The 12,651-nt window shown below is 63.6% G+C and carries 22 protein-coding genes; 8 read left to right on the top strand and 14 right to left on the bottom strand.

Annotation, left to right across the window (positions count from 1 at the left end; translation table 11 throughout):
* Positions 1 to 6 precede the first annotated feature (6 nt).
* From EDF56_RS18725 to EDF56_RS18735, 3 genes are all read right to left on the bottom strand, one after another.
* Entirely contained in the window at positions 7 to 1,875 is a 1,869-nt protein-coding gene (locus EDF56_RS18725) for a terminase TerL endonuclease subunit (RefSeq protein ID WP_132390280.1), read from the bottom strand.
* Complete coding sequence (locus EDF56_RS18730) at positions 1,832 to 2,233, bottom strand: hypothetical protein (RefSeq protein WP_132390282.1); 402 nt, start codon at positions 2,231 to 2,233, stop codon at positions 1,832 to 1,834. The genes EDF56_RS18725 and EDF56_RS18730 overlap by 44 nt, the downstream gene beginning before the upstream one ends.
* Positions 2,234 to 2,391: 158 nt before the next feature.
* Positions 2,392 to 2,697 carry an HNH endonuclease gene (locus EDF56_RS18735; RefSeq protein ID WP_132390284.1) on the bottom strand — a complete coding sequence of 102 codons (306 nt, stop codon included), beginning with the start codon at positions 2,695 to 2,697 and terminating at the stop codon, positions 2,392 to 2,394.
* 239 nt (positions 2,698 to 2,936) lie between these two features.
* On the opposite strand from EDF56_RS18735, the gene EDF56_RS18740 reads away from it, so the two are divergent.
* Entirely contained in the window at positions 2,937 to 3,281 is a 345-nt protein-coding gene (locus EDF56_RS18740; protein WP_132390286.1) for a type II toxin-antitoxin system RelE/ParE family toxin, read from the top strand.
* 37 nt (positions 3,282 to 3,318) lie between these two features.
* The gene (locus EDF56_RS18745; RefSeq protein WP_132390288.1) at positions 3,319 to 3,645 is read left to right on the top strand and encodes a transcriptional regulator; all 327 of its coding nucleotides are present in this window, start codon (positions 3,319 to 3,321) and stop codon (positions 3,643 to 3,645) included.
* Positions 3,646 to 3,774: 129 nt separating this feature from the next.
* Here EDF56_RS18745 and EDF56_RS18750 read toward each other — a convergent pair whose 3' ends face one another.
* Genes EDF56_RS18750 through EDF56_RS18785 form a run of 9 tightly spaced genes read right to left on the bottom strand, consistent with a single transcriptional unit; the run spans position 3,775 to position 8,696 of the window.
* Positions 3,775 to 4,356 carry a hypothetical protein gene (locus EDF56_RS18750; protein ID WP_132390290.1) on the bottom strand — a complete coding sequence of 194 codons (582 nt, stop codon included), beginning with the start codon at positions 4,354 to 4,356 and terminating at the stop codon, positions 3,775 to 3,777.
* Entirely contained in the window at positions 4,356 to 4,781 is a 426-nt protein-coding gene (locus EDF56_RS26025) for a hypothetical protein (RefSeq protein WP_165912251.1), read from the bottom strand. The genes EDF56_RS18750 and EDF56_RS26025 overlap by 1 nt, the downstream gene beginning before the upstream one ends.
* Positions 4,782 to 4,791: 10 nt before the next feature.
* On the bottom strand, positions 4,792 to 5,901 hold the full coding sequence (locus tag EDF56_RS18755; protein ID WP_132390292.1) for a DUF1376 domain-containing protein: 1,110 nt from the start codon (positions 5,899 to 5,901) through the stop codon (positions 4,792 to 4,794).
* The gene (locus tag EDF56_RS18760; RefSeq protein ID WP_165912252.1) at positions 5,898 to 6,497 is read right to left on the bottom strand and encodes a hypothetical protein; all 600 of its coding nucleotides are present in this window, start codon (positions 6,495 to 6,497) and stop codon (positions 5,898 to 5,900) included. Before EDF56_RS18760 ends, EDF56_RS18755 begins: the two co-directional genes overlap by 4 nt.
* 17 nt (positions 6,498 to 6,514) lie before the next feature.
* Positions 6,515 to 6,883 carry a hypothetical protein gene (locus tag EDF56_RS18765; RefSeq protein ID WP_132390296.1) on the bottom strand — a complete coding sequence of 123 codons (369 nt, stop codon included), beginning with the start codon at positions 6,881 to 6,883 and terminating at the stop codon, positions 6,515 to 6,517.
* Entirely contained in the window at positions 6,880 to 7,638 is a 759-nt protein-coding gene (locus EDF56_RS18770; protein ID WP_132390298.1) for a helix-turn-helix domain-containing protein, read from the bottom strand. Before EDF56_RS18770 ends, EDF56_RS18765 begins: the two co-directional genes overlap by 4 nt.
* 7 nt (positions 7,639 to 7,645) lie before the next feature.
* Positions 7,646 to 7,870: a hypothetical protein gene (locus EDF56_RS18775; RefSeq protein ID WP_132390300.1), complete on the bottom strand. Its 225-nt coding sequence runs from the start codon at positions 7,868 to 7,870 to the stop codon at positions 7,646 to 7,648.
* Positions 7,870 to 8,334, bottom strand: a complete 465-nt coding sequence (locus EDF56_RS18780) for a hypothetical protein (protein WP_132390302.1) — start codon at positions 8,332 to 8,334, stop codon at positions 7,870 to 7,872. Before EDF56_RS18780 ends, EDF56_RS18775 begins: the two co-directional genes overlap by 1 nt.
* Positions 8,331 to 8,696, bottom strand: coding sequence for a hypothetical protein (locus EDF56_RS18785; protein WP_132390304.1), 366 nt, complete (start codon positions 8,694 to 8,696; stop codon positions 8,331 to 8,333). Before EDF56_RS18785 ends, EDF56_RS18780 begins: the two co-directional genes overlap by 4 nt.
* 83 nt (positions 8,697 to 8,779) lie before the next feature.
* Here EDF56_RS18785 and EDF56_RS18790 point away from each other — a divergent pair, with 83 nt between their 5' ends.
* The gene (locus tag EDF56_RS18790) at positions 8,780 to 9,058 is read left to right on the top strand and encodes a hypothetical protein (RefSeq protein ID WP_132390306.1); all 279 of its coding nucleotides are present in this window, start codon (positions 8,780 to 8,782) and stop codon (positions 9,056 to 9,058) included.
* Between the two features lie 297 nt (positions 9,059 to 9,355).
* On the opposite strand, the gene EDF56_RS18795 is transcribed toward EDF56_RS18790, so the two are convergent.
* Entirely contained in the window at positions 9,356 to 9,643 is a 288-nt protein-coding gene (locus tag EDF56_RS18795) for a hypothetical protein (protein WP_243652687.1), read from the bottom strand.
* Complete coding sequence (locus EDF56_RS18800; protein ID WP_132390308.1) at positions 9,625 to 9,933, bottom strand: hypothetical protein; 309 nt, start codon at positions 9,931 to 9,933, stop codon at positions 9,625 to 9,627. Before EDF56_RS18800 ends, EDF56_RS18795 begins: the two co-directional genes overlap by 19 nt.
* A 167-nt stretch (positions 9,934 to 10,100) precedes the next feature.
* Between EDF56_RS18800 and EDF56_RS18810 the strand changes: the two genes are divergently transcribed.
* The 5 genes from EDF56_RS18810 to EDF56_RS18825 all read left to right on the top strand — a co-directional run bounded on the left by EDF56_RS18810 (position 10,101) and on the right by EDF56_RS18825 (position 12,549).
* Complete coding sequence (locus tag EDF56_RS18810) at positions 10,101 to 10,706, top strand: hypothetical protein (RefSeq protein ID WP_165912253.1); 606 nt, start codon at positions 10,101 to 10,103, stop codon at positions 10,704 to 10,706.
* Positions 10,707 to 11,462: 756 nt separating this feature from the next.
* Positions 11,463 to 11,588 carry a hypothetical protein gene (locus EDF56_RS26645; RefSeq protein ID WP_279389719.1) on the top strand — a complete coding sequence of 42 codons (126 nt, stop codon included), beginning with the start codon at positions 11,463 to 11,465 and terminating at the stop codon, positions 11,586 to 11,588.
* A complete protein-coding gene (locus EDF56_RS18815; RefSeq protein ID WP_132390314.1) occupies positions 11,585 to 11,830 on the top strand; it encodes a hypothetical protein in 246 nt (81 codons plus the stop codon). Before EDF56_RS26645 ends, EDF56_RS18815 begins: the two co-directional genes overlap by 4 nt.
* Before the next feature lie 229 nt (positions 11,831 to 12,059).
* Positions 12,060 to 12,257 (top strand): hypothetical protein, encoded by a 198-nt coding sequence (locus tag EDF56_RS18820; protein ID WP_132390316.1) that lies wholly within the window; start codon positions 12,060 to 12,062, stop codon positions 12,255 to 12,257.
* The gene (locus EDF56_RS18825) at positions 12,250 to 12,549 is read left to right on the top strand and encodes a hypothetical protein (protein ID WP_132390318.1); all 300 of its coding nucleotides are present in this window, start codon (positions 12,250 to 12,252) and stop codon (positions 12,547 to 12,549) included. Before EDF56_RS18820 ends, EDF56_RS18825 begins: the two co-directional genes overlap by 8 nt.
* The last annotated feature ends 102 nt before the right edge of the window (positions 12,550 to 12,651 follow it).

The raw sequence follows: 12,651 nt of genomic DNA on the forward strand, positions 1-12,651 counted from the left end.
CGGCTCCTAAATGATGAGCATTTCGTAAGAGGGGCCGGCGAGTTCTGCGAAAGCACCGGCCACGCCGATTGCCATGCAGAGCGCCACAGCGGCGTCGATCTTGTTCGTGGCCCGCTCCTTTGCGAGCCACCTGTTTTCCCAGCGGTCGGAATCCGTAACGGCGCTCATCATCGCCGAGATCAGCACGGGGTTGCGGCGCAGGCGGATGCGGCCCTCCAGGAGAGCATCCTCCAATTCGCGCAGCGATTTCGGCATCCAGAGGCCTTCTGGTTCCACCCCGCGAGACTTGGCCTCCGCGATCATGTCGTCGGTGGGCTTTCCCTTTTTCGTGCCACCCTGAGGGTGCTCCACGAACGGGATGCTCAGCCCGAGCTGATTGCACTCGTTTTCGAACTGCCGAAACGCGTACCGGTCATATCCGACGGCAGCGATTTCGAAGTGTCGATCGTCATCGGCCAGGGCCTGAGCGACGTGGTCGAAGCGGATGCTCTGGCCCAGCGGTGCGTAAATATGGCCCTGCCGGGCCCAGACGTCATAGGGCGTCTTGTCGCGGGAGGCGCGGGCGTCGAGCGTATCGCCCGGCGTCCAAGCTTCGATCCATGCGTCGTACGTGGGCTTGGCGACGAAACGCTTTTCGCCATCTACCTCAACTTCCACGTCCATGGTGCCGGTTTGCACCACGTTTGCCTTGGCCGTGATGTCGCGGCTCTGCGAAAGATCGAGCCCGATGGAAACGCGTTTGCTGTGGTGCTCCGCCGGATCGAAATCGGCGATGCACGGCTCCAGCACCGCGCGCGACATCCATGCGGCCTCAGCGTCGGTCCAGACGCAGAAGTGGAGCCGCAGGATTCCGTTCAGCTTTCCTGGAATGGCCTTTGCCTGGGCGACCACGCCTTCCAGATACTCGTACGAAAGGATCGTCCCCAGCAGTGGGTTCGCCTTCGCCCAACACTTCGGATCCTTCAGCGGATCGTCACCCGGGTCGAGCGAGCAGACGAACGAAAATGTCGAGTCGTCGATGGCCTCGCCCACATAGGCGAAGTCTTCGCCCGGCGTCATCGTACCGGCGGCCACCCTGACCGCGTGCTCGTGCTCCTCGTAGCAGATCGAATTACGGTCTGAGCCGCTATTGGTGATCATCAGCAGCAATGGCTGCCGGCGGAATTTGAAGCCGCGCTCGATCATCTCCACCGCGTCGCGGTTCGGATGCTCGTGCAGCTCGTCGGCCAGACCGATATGCGGGCGCAGGCCGGAGCCGGACTTGCCCGCGCTGCGGCTTAGCGGCCGGAAAAATGATCCCTTGGCCAGCCAGGCCAGATTGAACACGCGCCCCGGGCCGCCGCTCTGCGTGATCCGCTTGGCGAGGTCCGGCGACTGGTCGACCATTGCGACCGCGTCATTGAAAAGGATCTTCGCCTGGTCACGGTGCGCCGCCACCGCGTAGATTTCGGCGCCGGGCTCATCATCGGCCATCATGCCGTAGAGGCCGATACCGCCCGCAAAGGGCGACTTGCCGTTGCCTTTGCCCTCTTCGATGTAAGCGCGGCGGAAACGGCGGGTGCCGTCCGCGCGAAGCCAACCAAACAGGTTACCCAGCTTGAACGCCTGGGATGGGTGGAGCAGGAAGGGCCTGCCCTCGAACTGGCCGCCATTGAGGCGCAGTTTCTGCTCGTAAAACCGGAAGACCCGTTCAGCCTTCTCAACCGAGTAGGTCAGACCGCGAGCATGACCTGATTGCAGATCGTCAAGATGGCGGCGGCAAGCGTTACGGACATGCGGGCCGGCGATGAACTTCCCGGCAAGCACATCGCGTGCGTACTGGGTGCAGCGATCAGCCGGCTCCGAAGAACTCGTCTTCCTCCTCTTTGCCGCCATGGTCTCCCCGATTACGTTCGTCGGTCAGACCCAGCTCGCTCATGTAGGCGCGCATCTGGCCGTGCTTCGACGCCGGGAACCCGGTGGGGTTGAACAGAAATTCCTTCCACAGCTCGCAGAAGGCGATCGCCGCAGGCTCGCGCGACCCATCCAGCCAGCCGGCTGGCTCAATGAAATTCTTCCAGGCCTTGGCTGCCTCACCCTTGAGATGGGCCGGCTTTTTCAGCGGGCCAAACCGCGCAGCGATGGCCTCGGCCTCCTCACGCGCTGCGCCGTCGTCGCCATGCCGCGTGTTGCGGTGCGTGCCGTCAACCAGCCGGAGCTTGGCCGGCTTCGGCTTCGCGCCCCGGGTGGCCATATTGAGCAACTCCGACAATCAATCTGGCTTTGTGAGAATTTAGGCCCACGTGCGCCAGACGCCCTCCCGCCCCATTATTCATGAACACCCCCCCTATCCTGAACGGATCGAGGGGTCGGGCCGGACTTTTGATGGATTTGATGCGTTGCCGCGCAATATCATTGCTCTTCGAGCGGCCAGCCATCGGAGCCGATGTGCTTCGTTCCCCGTCCGTTCTCAATCAGCGCCTTGTCGCTGTCGTGGTGACGCTTGCAGAGGGACTTGAGGGGGCCGGTGAAGAAGGCGTTGCGGTCACCGCGATGCGGCGGGTCGTGGTCGGCCACGGTGGCGGCGACGATCTTGCCATCGCGTTGGCACATCCAGCACAGCGGCTCTCGTGCCAGCTGTTCTTTGCGCCTGCGCTTCCATTGGGCTGTGCCATACCAAGGCTTGGTGATGTCGCGATAGGTTGGGGCTGCGGTCATGCGGCTGGCCCCGATACAGCAGCGCCCGCAAGCGTTGGCTGCGGGCGCAATTCTGATTACGATTTACGCTAGAGAACAGATCATGAACTGGAAGTCAAGGCGGGGGATGTCCTATCCCCAACGATCACGATGGGCATCACGTGCATGTACTCGCCATCACGCGCACCGTGAGTATTCGAATCCGGCATTGCCGTACTTTTGCACTTGCGCCGTGTCCGGCAATGCCGTACTTGCGGTGCATGCACACGGTCATCGAAACTAACGCTTACCTCGCTGCCGCTAAGGATGCTGGTATGACTGCGGAGGAGATGGCTGCTGTTGTTACCTTGATCGCCCAGAATCCGAAGGCTGGCGATATCATGCCGGGATGCGGTGGTGCCCGGAAGCTGCGTGTAGCGAAGCCCGGTAAGGGCAAATCGGGCGGCTACCGTGTTATAACGTATTTCGCCGGTGACGACGTACCTACGTTCATGATCACGGTATTCGGAAAAAACGAGAAGGCGAACCTGACGAAAGATGAGCGGAACAAGCTCGCCCTGCTCACTAAGGTACTAGCAGACGCTTTGATATCAACCGCGCCTTAAGGGGCGCCATGAACTGAAAACCGGACGGAGACATACTATGGGCGCTTTCGATAAGATCGCGGCCGGCTTGGAAGATGCGATCGCCTTCGCAAATGGTGACGAATCGCGCGGCCGGGTCATCGCTAACATCGATGTGAAGGCTATTCGGAAATCTGCTCACAAGACGCAGATGGAGTTCGCGACCGCATATCATATCCCTGTGGGAACTGTGCGCGATTGGGAACAGGCTCGGCGCCAACCGGACGCCCCCGCGCGCGTGCTTCTTTCTCTGATAGAGAAGGACCCGGTAGGGATTGAGCGCATGATCGCGTCCGAGCCTGGCTCACTAGCAGCCAAGTCGATGGCTCATGGCGCAACCACATAACGGACCGATCAGCCATAACAATCCGTCTGCAGTACTCAGCCTGGGCTTGGTGGGCGACTAGATAAACTGCGCCATCAGGCAATGCGGCCAATTGCGCGGTCGTTCGACCAGTACGTGGCGCTCCTCTGTTCAAGCCGCGTCACCGTAAGTCGCCACCAAGATTCGCGCTGGCTTCCTTGGCGGCGCAAGAATGTCGAGCGCGCAAAGCGCTGCGCCCAACAGCATCCGGTCGCAAGGGTCCGCACCGCCGGCGAGCATGCGGTCCAGCCAGGCGGGCCCATGATCGGTATGCGCGGAGGTGACAAGCTGGTCCAAGTACGGCCGGCACCCAGCCGCATCGAGGCTTGCCATCGCGGCGAACAGCCAATCCTGATCGCGCGCTTCGAACTCAAGCCGCTCGGGCTCGACCATCTCACCAGCCATGCCGCGCGGGGATCGATCCAGGGGGCAGCGATAGGTCTCGCCGCCGACGATGCGGTTATAGACGCGGGCGAACCGCTTCCCGCCCTGGTACCGGTCCAACGCCAGCTCGGCGTCGTCGGCCAGCAGGCCAGCCGCGAAAGCGCGGCCAAGCGCGGTGCTATAGTGGGTGCCATATCGCTCGCGGCGCGCCTGCACCCAATCCGATCCCTTGTCGAAACTGGGCTCGTGCACGCGGCGCCCGTTCGAATGGCGCTTCCCTGCCTTGCTCGGCCTTCCCCTGCGGGCCATCAGAATTTCCTCTCGCGAAGAGTGTATGAGCCGTCGTCACCGCGCCAGAGCAGGCTGCGGGTCTCGGCGATGGATTTCCACTTCTCCGGCAGCGCATCGATCTCGGCTTGTGATGCTTCGCCGGTGGAGAGGCGGCCCATAGCTTCGTCGAGGCGGGCCTGCCGCTCGTCCTGTACCCGACGCCGCACGGACGCCCGCTTGTTCGGGAGGTGGCTATCGCCGGTAAACTCGCTCAGAATGCACTGACACTCCGCGATGGTCGGAAACCATTCACATCGGTTGAGCGCCTGCACCTCCAGATGCTTGATCGCTGCAAGGCTATTCCGCCTGAGTGTCTGCCAGTAGGCCTCGGCCTGCACCTCGATCGAGATGGCATTGCGCTGCTGGCTTGGCAGGCAGGACTGAAGCGTGGTCATCACGTCCATGAACTTGTGCTCAGGGCAGGGCGCGGGCTGGGGCAACGGGGAGTTGGCGAGGCGCGTCAGCTTCGCCAGGGCCAGGTCGTCCAGCCGGTCCGGCAGGCTCGCGAGATCGAGCTTCAGCAGCTCGGCGCTGGAATCCGGCAGCAAGATTTCCTGCATCGGCGGCTGGTAGGCGGTAAACGCTTGCGACAGTTGCTGAGCCATTGCTCGCGGCCTTTCGTTGTTCGGATTTCAGTGCGGCGGTAATCCAGCCGATGGGATCGGAGGGCCGCTCAATCTCGCAGCGAGCGAGCACGGCCACGACGGCGCCGTCGCCAAACTTCTGCCGCCAGCTGCCGAGGATCTTACGGGCCTTGGGCTCGTTGGGCGTGACGGGCCGGAGGATGGCGAGACCGATGTCGAAGACGGCCTTGGTCAGATCCACGGCAGTCGCGGTAGGTCCATCGGGCACAACCCGGCCAGGTCCTTCCGGCGCTTCGGCGCCCGTAGGTACGCCAGTACCTACGGAACTATAAGTATATCCCTGTCCCTGTCCCTGTCCCTGTCCCTGTCTCTTGGATGGTGTTTCACATTCGACAGGTGCGTGACGTTCGCGATTGTCACGCGTGACATCGTCGGCTGTCGCAGTGGGCAGACGCGTGACAACCTCGTCCAGTCGCTGCGGACGCCCGAGTTCGATCCACTGGTCAAATGCCGGAGTTTCTAACCGATGCTTGGGCTTGCGCTCATTGTGCTTCCGCACGGCAGCGCAGAACGTGCGGTGGCGCTGGCGGACCTTGCTGTCCCATGCCTCATTCACCTGCTCACACACCACCGGATGATAGAAGCGACCGTCACTGCACTGCACGAAGCCGCGAAGCGCACCGGACCTGTTGCGCTGCCACGTTTTCTTGTCACGGCCGAGGCCGACCAGGCGCATCAGCACGGTGTCGTTGTCGGGCAGGCTGCCAGCCGGAAGCTGGTGCCACGAGGCGGCCCAGAGCAGGACGGCGTACCAGCAGGCCTCAGGCTCTTCCTCCGCCGCCAAGTCACTGTCGCGAAGACGTGCGACGTGCAGCGGCATGAAGGGGAAGTCCTGCAAGTCGGCATCCGCCGGCACCGGAGGTTCGGGAAGGGTGCTCAACGTTCAGTCTCCGGTGCGTAGGGCAGGAAGTGCTCGCAGCCGTTCCGTCCGGATGCACCGCAGCAACGGCAAGGGCCGGTGTCGAGTGCGCGGCGTGTAGGCACCTTGGTTGCGATATTGCGCGCGGCGCGGCTGGCGCTGGACTTCTCGCGATAGGCAGCGGCCAGCCGGGCAGCGTCGACGGTAGGGGTCTTTGCTGGCAGGGTGGTTGCCGCAGCATCCTGTGCCGAGCGCCCAGTCCGAAGCGCGCGTTCCGCGACGTGGAACTTTCGCGGGACCAGAACCCCATCGGGCATCCAAACAGCACAAGAGGTATCCGTCTTGGCCGAGAGGTCCACGCCGATGCACAGCGGGGCGCCTTCTGGCTTGAGTGTCTCGAACGAAGCTTTGGTCCACGATTCATCAGAGCTGATCGGCGTGTTGACGGTTACCGCTCTCGATTGGAGTTCGGCCTGCTCCGCGAGTTGGCGCCGGGTCGGCTGGCCGCGGGGAATGATGACGACGGCGGCGACGATGGGCGCTTGCCGGAACCGCATGCCGATGGTGGCGGGGCGCAGGACGCCCTCTGCATCCAGATGGTACCGACCCGGAGCCACGTGTGTGTGAGGCCGCCTCATGACTGGGCTCCGATCTGGATGACGAACAGCGCCGTGCACGGCTGGATGAACTCCACAGTGGGCGTGTCGAACAAGCGGTCGTTGACGCCCAGCCGCTCTGCGATCCCGTCGAGGTAGGACTTGGCCGCCGCAACGACGTTGTCCTTGTCGGGGAAGGGGCCGCCACGCTTCCGGCTCACAGTGATGTGCACCGGGATCTGCAGATCCGCCGCGAAGGAGGGGCGTCTGGGGCTGGTGACTTCGGCGGCACCGATATAGCCCCAGCGGCGATGCTCCTTCACCTGCGCGGCCTTGGCCATATGGGATCGGGTGCGGCCGTTCGGCCAGAGCAGCTTGTGCGGGTAGGGCAGAGTGACGCGGATCACCGGCGCACCACCGAAAGCATATCCAGTTCGGCAGCGGTGCGCGCCATCTTCGTTGCGCAGGGCGCTTCCGCCATCCATGCCCGGACGAAGAATGGATCCCTCATGCCGACGGCGAAGAACACGCCCACCGAATGCATGATCGTGGAGTGGTCGCGGTTGCCCATGAAACGGCCCACGCTGGGATAGCTATTTCCGCGGGATCGCAGGACCGTCGCGGTGAACTGCCGGGCGCGCACGATCGACCTTGAACGCGAAGGGCCGAGTAAATCCTCCACCGTCTCGCCGCAGCGCGCCGCGCAGGCCTGAATAACCTCCATGTAGGTGACGGCCTGTTCGCGCGTGTCGCCTTCGAAATGCTCTTCCGCATCGTTTGCCGCGCCGGAGAGCGTGCCAGCAATCACTCCACCGCCAGGCAGTACATGGGCAGCGGAAGCGGCGACCAGCCGCTCTGCAATCGCCGTGCAAATGCCGTTGACCTCGTTGTCGTCGTCGTGGTGATCGTCCACCGGAGCGCGCGCGGCGCGACGTTCGGCGATCTCGTTGACCCAGTCGGCGCGCCACCGGCGAATGTTCTCCAACGACGGCGCCTTGCCGTATTCGTCCATGGTGCGGGCGCGAACCGTTGATGGGTCCGAAATGTACTGCACCAGCCGCTTAGCGTATGCGTTCGCGCCGGATGGAACGATGTCTGGAAAGCCGCTGCGGCCGAACCATTCGGCACCGGGGGCGTATGTGCGGGAAAGTGCTGTGGCCATTTTCGCCTCAAAGCATCATGAGTTGCGGATCGGGATTGTTCGCGATCCAATCGGTGCGCGCGGCCTTCGCGCGCTCAAGGGCGGTGTCCGCATCGATGATCTCTCCGGCGGCAAGGTCGAGCTTGTGCTTGGCGCGTTTACAGCGCTGCTCCGCGAGCGAGACGATCTCTTCCAGCCGCTCCAGCGTGGGCGGCGTTGGTATGATCTCGTCCAGACGTTCGTCGCCCGCCATCAGGCAGTCCGCGCCGGGGTCGGGGCTAGCTTGGCCAGTTGTGCGTCGATAGCGGCGCGGGCGCGTTCCAGCGTGGCGCGGCAGTCGCGCACCTCGTCCGGGCTGATCGCGTCGTCGTCTTCCAATGCCTGGGACAACGAGAGAGCGGCTTCCAGCACGGCCGACTGTGCCTTGCGGTCATGCATCAGCACGCCACCCGGGCGGCTGGCGACGCACAGGCGGTCGAGCGCGCCAGTGAAGCGCCCGTTCCATTCGCGCTTGGCGGCAGCGAAGGCGACCACGCCCATTTCGGCGGTGCCGGTGCGGTACTTGGCGGCCTGGTCTTCACTCTTGCCCAGCACACGGCCGATGTCGGCATCGGTCAGGCCATCCTCGGCCTTGATGATGCTCAGTTCGGCGGCGACGGCATCGAGGACAGCCGAAGCGGAAAAGATACTGCGGCGCGGCGTGGATTGTCGGGTCACTGGTCGATTACCTCACGGCTATGACCGAAGTCGTTGAAAGGATTGCCCGAGTGGCACTGAAGGGGGGATGCCCGCTCGGGCAGGGCCACTCCGCGACGCGCCAGCTCGGCGAGCAGCGCGGCGGTGGGCACGTGATGGAGTTCGTTGGCGGCGGCGATTTCGATCGCGCGTGGGCGGTTCGGCACACGGCGAATAGCGCCGCGCTGCTCCAGCCGTGTCAGCAGTCCGTGAACGCCGCCCGGATTGGCGGCACCCGTTCCTGCGACCATGTCGCGAACGGACGGCGCCATGCCGCTGTGCTCGGCCATGTAGGTCCTGATAAAGTCCAACAGCCCTTGCTGCCGGGCCGTGAGTGCGATCATGCCGGGCGCCCTCCACGGCTGGAGCTTGACGCTCCAGCCGCTTCGGCCAACGTGCAAGTTCTTACACACGCACGGAGAATTGCATGGACGACGGAAACGCCCGGGACGTGGGCGCGCTTCAGGGTTACCGGATCGCTAGCCAAACGCTGCTCGCCATGGTCATCGCCGACCTTTACAGTCGACTTCCGGATGGCGCGGAGGCGTTTGATCGCCTCTCGCAAGAACTTATCACCGCTCTCTACAGCATACAGCCCGGCCCGTTCGGAGGGGCCAGCGGCGATCTCATTCGGGAACAGGCCATCTTTGCGGCGGAAGCGCTCTGCAAAGGCATCGTGCCTGACCTCAAGAGCCGCGCCGCCTAGCGGCAGCCTCGCTTGCGAGGCGGACGGCGTGAGTCGCCGCCTCGCAAGCGTTCTGGGCTGCGGAGCGGGCAAATTCACGAAGCGCTTGCCTGCGAGCGTCACTTGCCGCGTAGGGCTGTTCGTTCTGTTTCGACATGACGATCTCCTGATGGTGGGTAGGGTTTGCTCAATCACGGCGGCCTCCCTGCACGGGCGGCACCATTCCGGCGTATTCCGGATCACTGTGCGTGCAGCAGGCGCGGCCGCACACGGCGCAACGGGCAGTGGGCGCGGTTGGCGTGGAGGCGGGGCATTTCTTCATGCGTCCATTCCTTCCGCGCGCAGGCCGAACTGCGTGACTGTCACGATGCGAATGGCGCCGTTGCGCTCGACCGAGATTTGCCCGCTGCGCTCCAGCCGGGTGAGTGCTGCCGCGCCAGATGCTGCGCCGCGCGCGCCCAGCGCGGCCGCAAGGGCATCGTTCGACGGGCACGGCTGGCGATTGGAGGCAGCCTCGAGGATCAGCCGGTACGCGGCATGGTCAGTGGTGTCGCGGCGCGAACCCGCGCTTCGGCGCTGGGCGGCCATCATGTCCGGTCGTCCCATACAAACCCACGGTGCGGGATGCCGCGCACGGGCATGCGGACACCGAGCTGACGGCGGAGGGCGCTGACATGATTGACCAGCGTCTGATGAGTCATGTTGGGCAGATCGCGATGCGTGATCGGCTCACCGTCAGCGCGGGCAATGGCGTAGAGCGTGCGCGAGAGATTGCGGGGCAGGTCGAGCTGGTCACCGTCGTAATAGGTGATCACCGGGCCCATCCACCACTTGCCACGCGTGACGGCGGCGCCTGCCGCGGTGTTCCCGCCGCAATGTGGGCAACGCGCGTTCACGCTACCCGCTCCCGGCGGGCGGCACGGTACGAGGCCATGAATTCGCGTACCTTTGCTTCCGTCTCAGGCCAGAGCCGACGAGGACGGCGCCTGCCTGAGCCTCTGAGTTCCTGGATCAAGCGCCAGTCTCCCAGCGCCTCCCGTCCAAACGTACTTTCGGCCATTTCATGATGGGCGACGAAGGCCTCGATCTCAGCCAGGAGCGGTTGGTGTGTCATGGCCCGCATTTATCGCGGGTAATTACACGCAGGTCAACCAAGAATGCGGGTCTTTACACGAAATTGCGGGTGATTGCCCGCGAGCCGATACCAGCAGCCATGGATGACATGCTGATAGACTTTGCCCGGCTCAAGGCTGACATGGCAGACTGCGTCGAGCGGACATCGGCGAGGAAATTCTCGCTGGCCGCTACGGCGGGCCGGAATCCAGATTTCTACCGCAACTTCGCAAACAACGGGCAGGACAAGCGCATGAGCGCTGAGGTCTATGCTGGCATCGTTCACGCGCTGGGAAAATCAGCTGACTACTACATTCGCGGGGCCACCACGCCGTACAGGCCTCCTAATGCAGCTGTGCTGACTTCGACCTTTGCGATGTTGCTCGATTCATTGGGTATAGATCCGTTCGAGGACGGGCGCGCTCAAAAGCTCGCTGCGCAGTTTCCAGGTGCTCTGAAACGGATAGAAGATCTGCACGCACAGACGGCTGCGGATCTAGAGCATTTGCGCGGCGAAGAAACTCCTGATGTCGGCGAAGATCAACCACCAGCATGAGCAGGCCAGCACAATGCACGTTGCAATCCGCGCAGCCGCTTGAGCACTGCGGAGCATCGAGCTTGATCCGTTCCATTCGATTCACCTGTTCACCATTTGTTCCAATTTAAGCGGGTGAAATCCAACAAGTCTAGGAATTTTCCTACACAAATGTTCCCGGGGGGCGGAGCTATGCGGCAAGCGATCATTTTAGCGGTGTTTTTGGGGGTCGGGTGCGCGAGCGTTGGAGATATTCACGCCAAGCCTGTTGCGGCAACGTTCCAAAGCCACAAGGCGGTGTCTGAGCTCGCAATGTGCCTGTCGGGCGTGTTGTCCGCCCCACGAGGTGCGATGATACGCACCATACAAACCGAAAGAGGCGTGACGTTGGCCGACTCGATGGCCGTGGCAGGGCTTCCTACCGTGACAGGGCTGACCGAGATCGAGGACACCGGCGAGGTGCGCACAATTACATACCGATCCGTGGCTACCTTCAAGCCGCGAGACGTCGAACGACTGACGGCTTCGTATTCTCCGTGCCTGTAGCACCGCCTGACACAGTGGCTGGCGGGTAACTACACGCACATTATGCTTGACGCGGGTAATTACACGCAATATGTCATCTTCAACAGGCAACGATGCCTGATTGGAGATCGTCATGGGCCACCCCGACTACTTCCATTTGAGAGTAACAGGCTGGCGCGGCGTCGGCCTTAGCTGGGCGGCGCTGGGCGCCGTGTTCCCGCACATGCGGAATGCAGCGTCCGAGGCGTTGGCATGATCCGCCTGCACCTCTCCACCGGCCCGGTGGTCAAGTTCGACAACTTCATCGACCTGTTCGACAACTTCATCGACCTGTTCGACTACATGATCGAGCGGATGACGAAGCGAGGTGAGCTGTGAAGGGCCGCCTCATCATCACCATGCTAATGGCGGCTGGGTCCTCCGGCTATCTCGCCCTCGATCATTGGATCGGCACGATCACGGACAGCAACGCCGCTGTACGCGACTTCGCGCTGACGCCGGCCTTCACCGTGACCGTGATCCTCGGCGCGCTCGCCGCAGCGATGCTCGCGTTCGCCTGGCTGGCCTACGTCCTGTTTCCCCGCCCGACGGGTCGCACGGCGAGCGGGGAGGGCGAATAATGCCCCCTCGCTCGCCCCTTAGGGAACTGTTCCAGATTCTGGCGATCGTCGTCGCTCTCTGCCTGCTGGCCGCCATCGGTCTGGCCCCGGCGTGGAGCGCCATATGACCGCAGCCTCCATCAAAGCAGCACCGACCGGACACCCCCCTGCGAGTTCCGCCGCAGGCCGGTTTGCCCAACACGCTCGCGGTGCCGGTGCCGCCGCGAGCATCCAGCCGAAAGGGCGCGCCATGCAGCACGATCTCGCAACGCTCCATCTGTCTGTTCCAGAAATGGAGATGGTCGCCGCCGATCTGATCTCGGTCTGGACCGGCGCGACCGGCCAGCGCGAGGCGCCGGCGCTTTCGGCTGTGACCGAACTTGTGACGCGCACGCTGCGCAAGTCCCGCGCCGTGGTCGCGGCTCGGGAGGAGGGCGGCCGTGGCTGAACGCCGGAAGCCCACTCTGCACGAGATCGCGGCCATGCCGATGACTGCGTGCCAGGAGGCCATGCGCAAGCACTATGACCCCGACTGGGGCAAGCGGGCGCCGGAAGGCACGCGCGTCTTCCGCGTGGTGGTCGACTGGGAACTCTCCGGCACCTTCAGCGAGGACATCGAGGCCGAAGACGAGGACGAGGCGAAGGAGAAAGCCCACAAACTCGCCAGCGAGGCCGCCGATGATCGCGTGTTCAGCGAACTCACCGTCACATTCAGCTCGATAACGGAGCCCTTCGCATGACCCGCAATTTCACGACGCCAGCCCACCCGGAAAGGAGACTGGGTCCCCCGGCTGCGCGTCACCCCATCCGCAATAGTGCGGTTTCAGGGCGCGCCGGGGGCC

It is taken from the genome of Novosphingobium sp. PhB165 (genome assembly GCF_004341845.1).
Lineage (GTDB): Bacteria > Pseudomonadota > Alphaproteobacteria > Sphingomonadales > Sphingomonadaceae > Novosphingobium.

Bases quoted from the DNA above. Each gene is read 5' to 3' on its own strand.
- EDF56_RS18795 (WP_243652687.1), bottom strand. From the start codon at position 9,643: ATGGGACGACCGGACATGATGGCCGCCCAGCGCCGAAGCGCGGGTTCG.
- EDF56_RS18775 (WP_132390300.1), bottom strand. From the start codon at position 7,870: ATGGCGGGCGACGAACGTCTGGACGAGATCATACCAACGCCGCCCACG.
- EDF56_RS26025 (WP_165912251.1), bottom strand. From the start codon at position 4,781: ATGGACGTGATGACCACGCTTCAGTCCTGCCTGCCAAGCCAGCAGCGC.
- EDF56_RS18750 (WP_132390290.1), bottom strand. From the start codon at position 4,356: ATGGCCCGCAGGGGAAGGCCGAGCAAGGCAGGGAAGCGCCATTCGAAC.
- EDF56_RS18735 (WP_132390284.1), bottom strand. From the start codon at position 2,697: ATGACCGCAGCCCCAACCTATCGCGACATCACCAAGCCTTGGTATGGC.
- EDF56_RS18725 (WP_132390280.1), bottom strand. From the start codon at position 1,875: ATGGCGGCAAAGAGGAGGAAGACGAGTTCTTCGGAGCCGGCTGATCGC.
- EDF56_RS18820 (WP_132390316.1), top strand. From the start codon at position 12,060: ATGCAGCACGATCTCGCAACGCTCCATCTGTCTGTTCCAGAAATGGAG.
- EDF56_RS18770 (WP_132390298.1), bottom strand. From the start codon at position 7,638: ATGGCCACAGCACTTTCCCGCACATACGCCCCCGGTGCCGAATGGTTC.
- EDF56_RS18745 (WP_132390288.1), top strand. From the start codon at position 3,319: ATGGGCGCTTTCGATAAGATCGCGGCCGGCTTGGAAGATGCGATCGCC.
- EDF56_RS18785 (WP_132390304.1), bottom strand. From the start codon at position 8,696: ATGATCGCACTCACGGCCCGGCAGCAAGGGCTGTTGGACTTTATCAGG.
- EDF56_RS18730 (WP_132390282.1), bottom strand. From the start codon at position 2,233: ATGGCCACCCGGGGCGCGAAGCCGAAGCCGGCCAAGCTCCGGCTGGTT.
- EDF56_RS18740 (WP_132390286.1), top strand. From the start codon at position 2,937: ATGCACACGGTCATCGAAACTAACGCTTACCTCGCTGCCGCTAAGGAT.
- EDF56_RS26645 (WP_279389719.1), top strand. From the start codon at position 11,463: ATGATCCGCCTGCACCTCTCCACCGGCCCGGTGGTCAAGTTCGACAAC.
- EDF56_RS18810 (WP_165912253.1), top strand. From the start codon at position 10,101: ATGATGGGCGACGAAGGCCTCGATCTCAGCCAGGAGCGGTTGGTGTGT.
- EDF56_RS18790 (WP_132390306.1), top strand. From the start codon at position 8,780: ATGGACGACGGAAACGCCCGGGACGTGGGCGCGCTTCAGGGTTACCGG.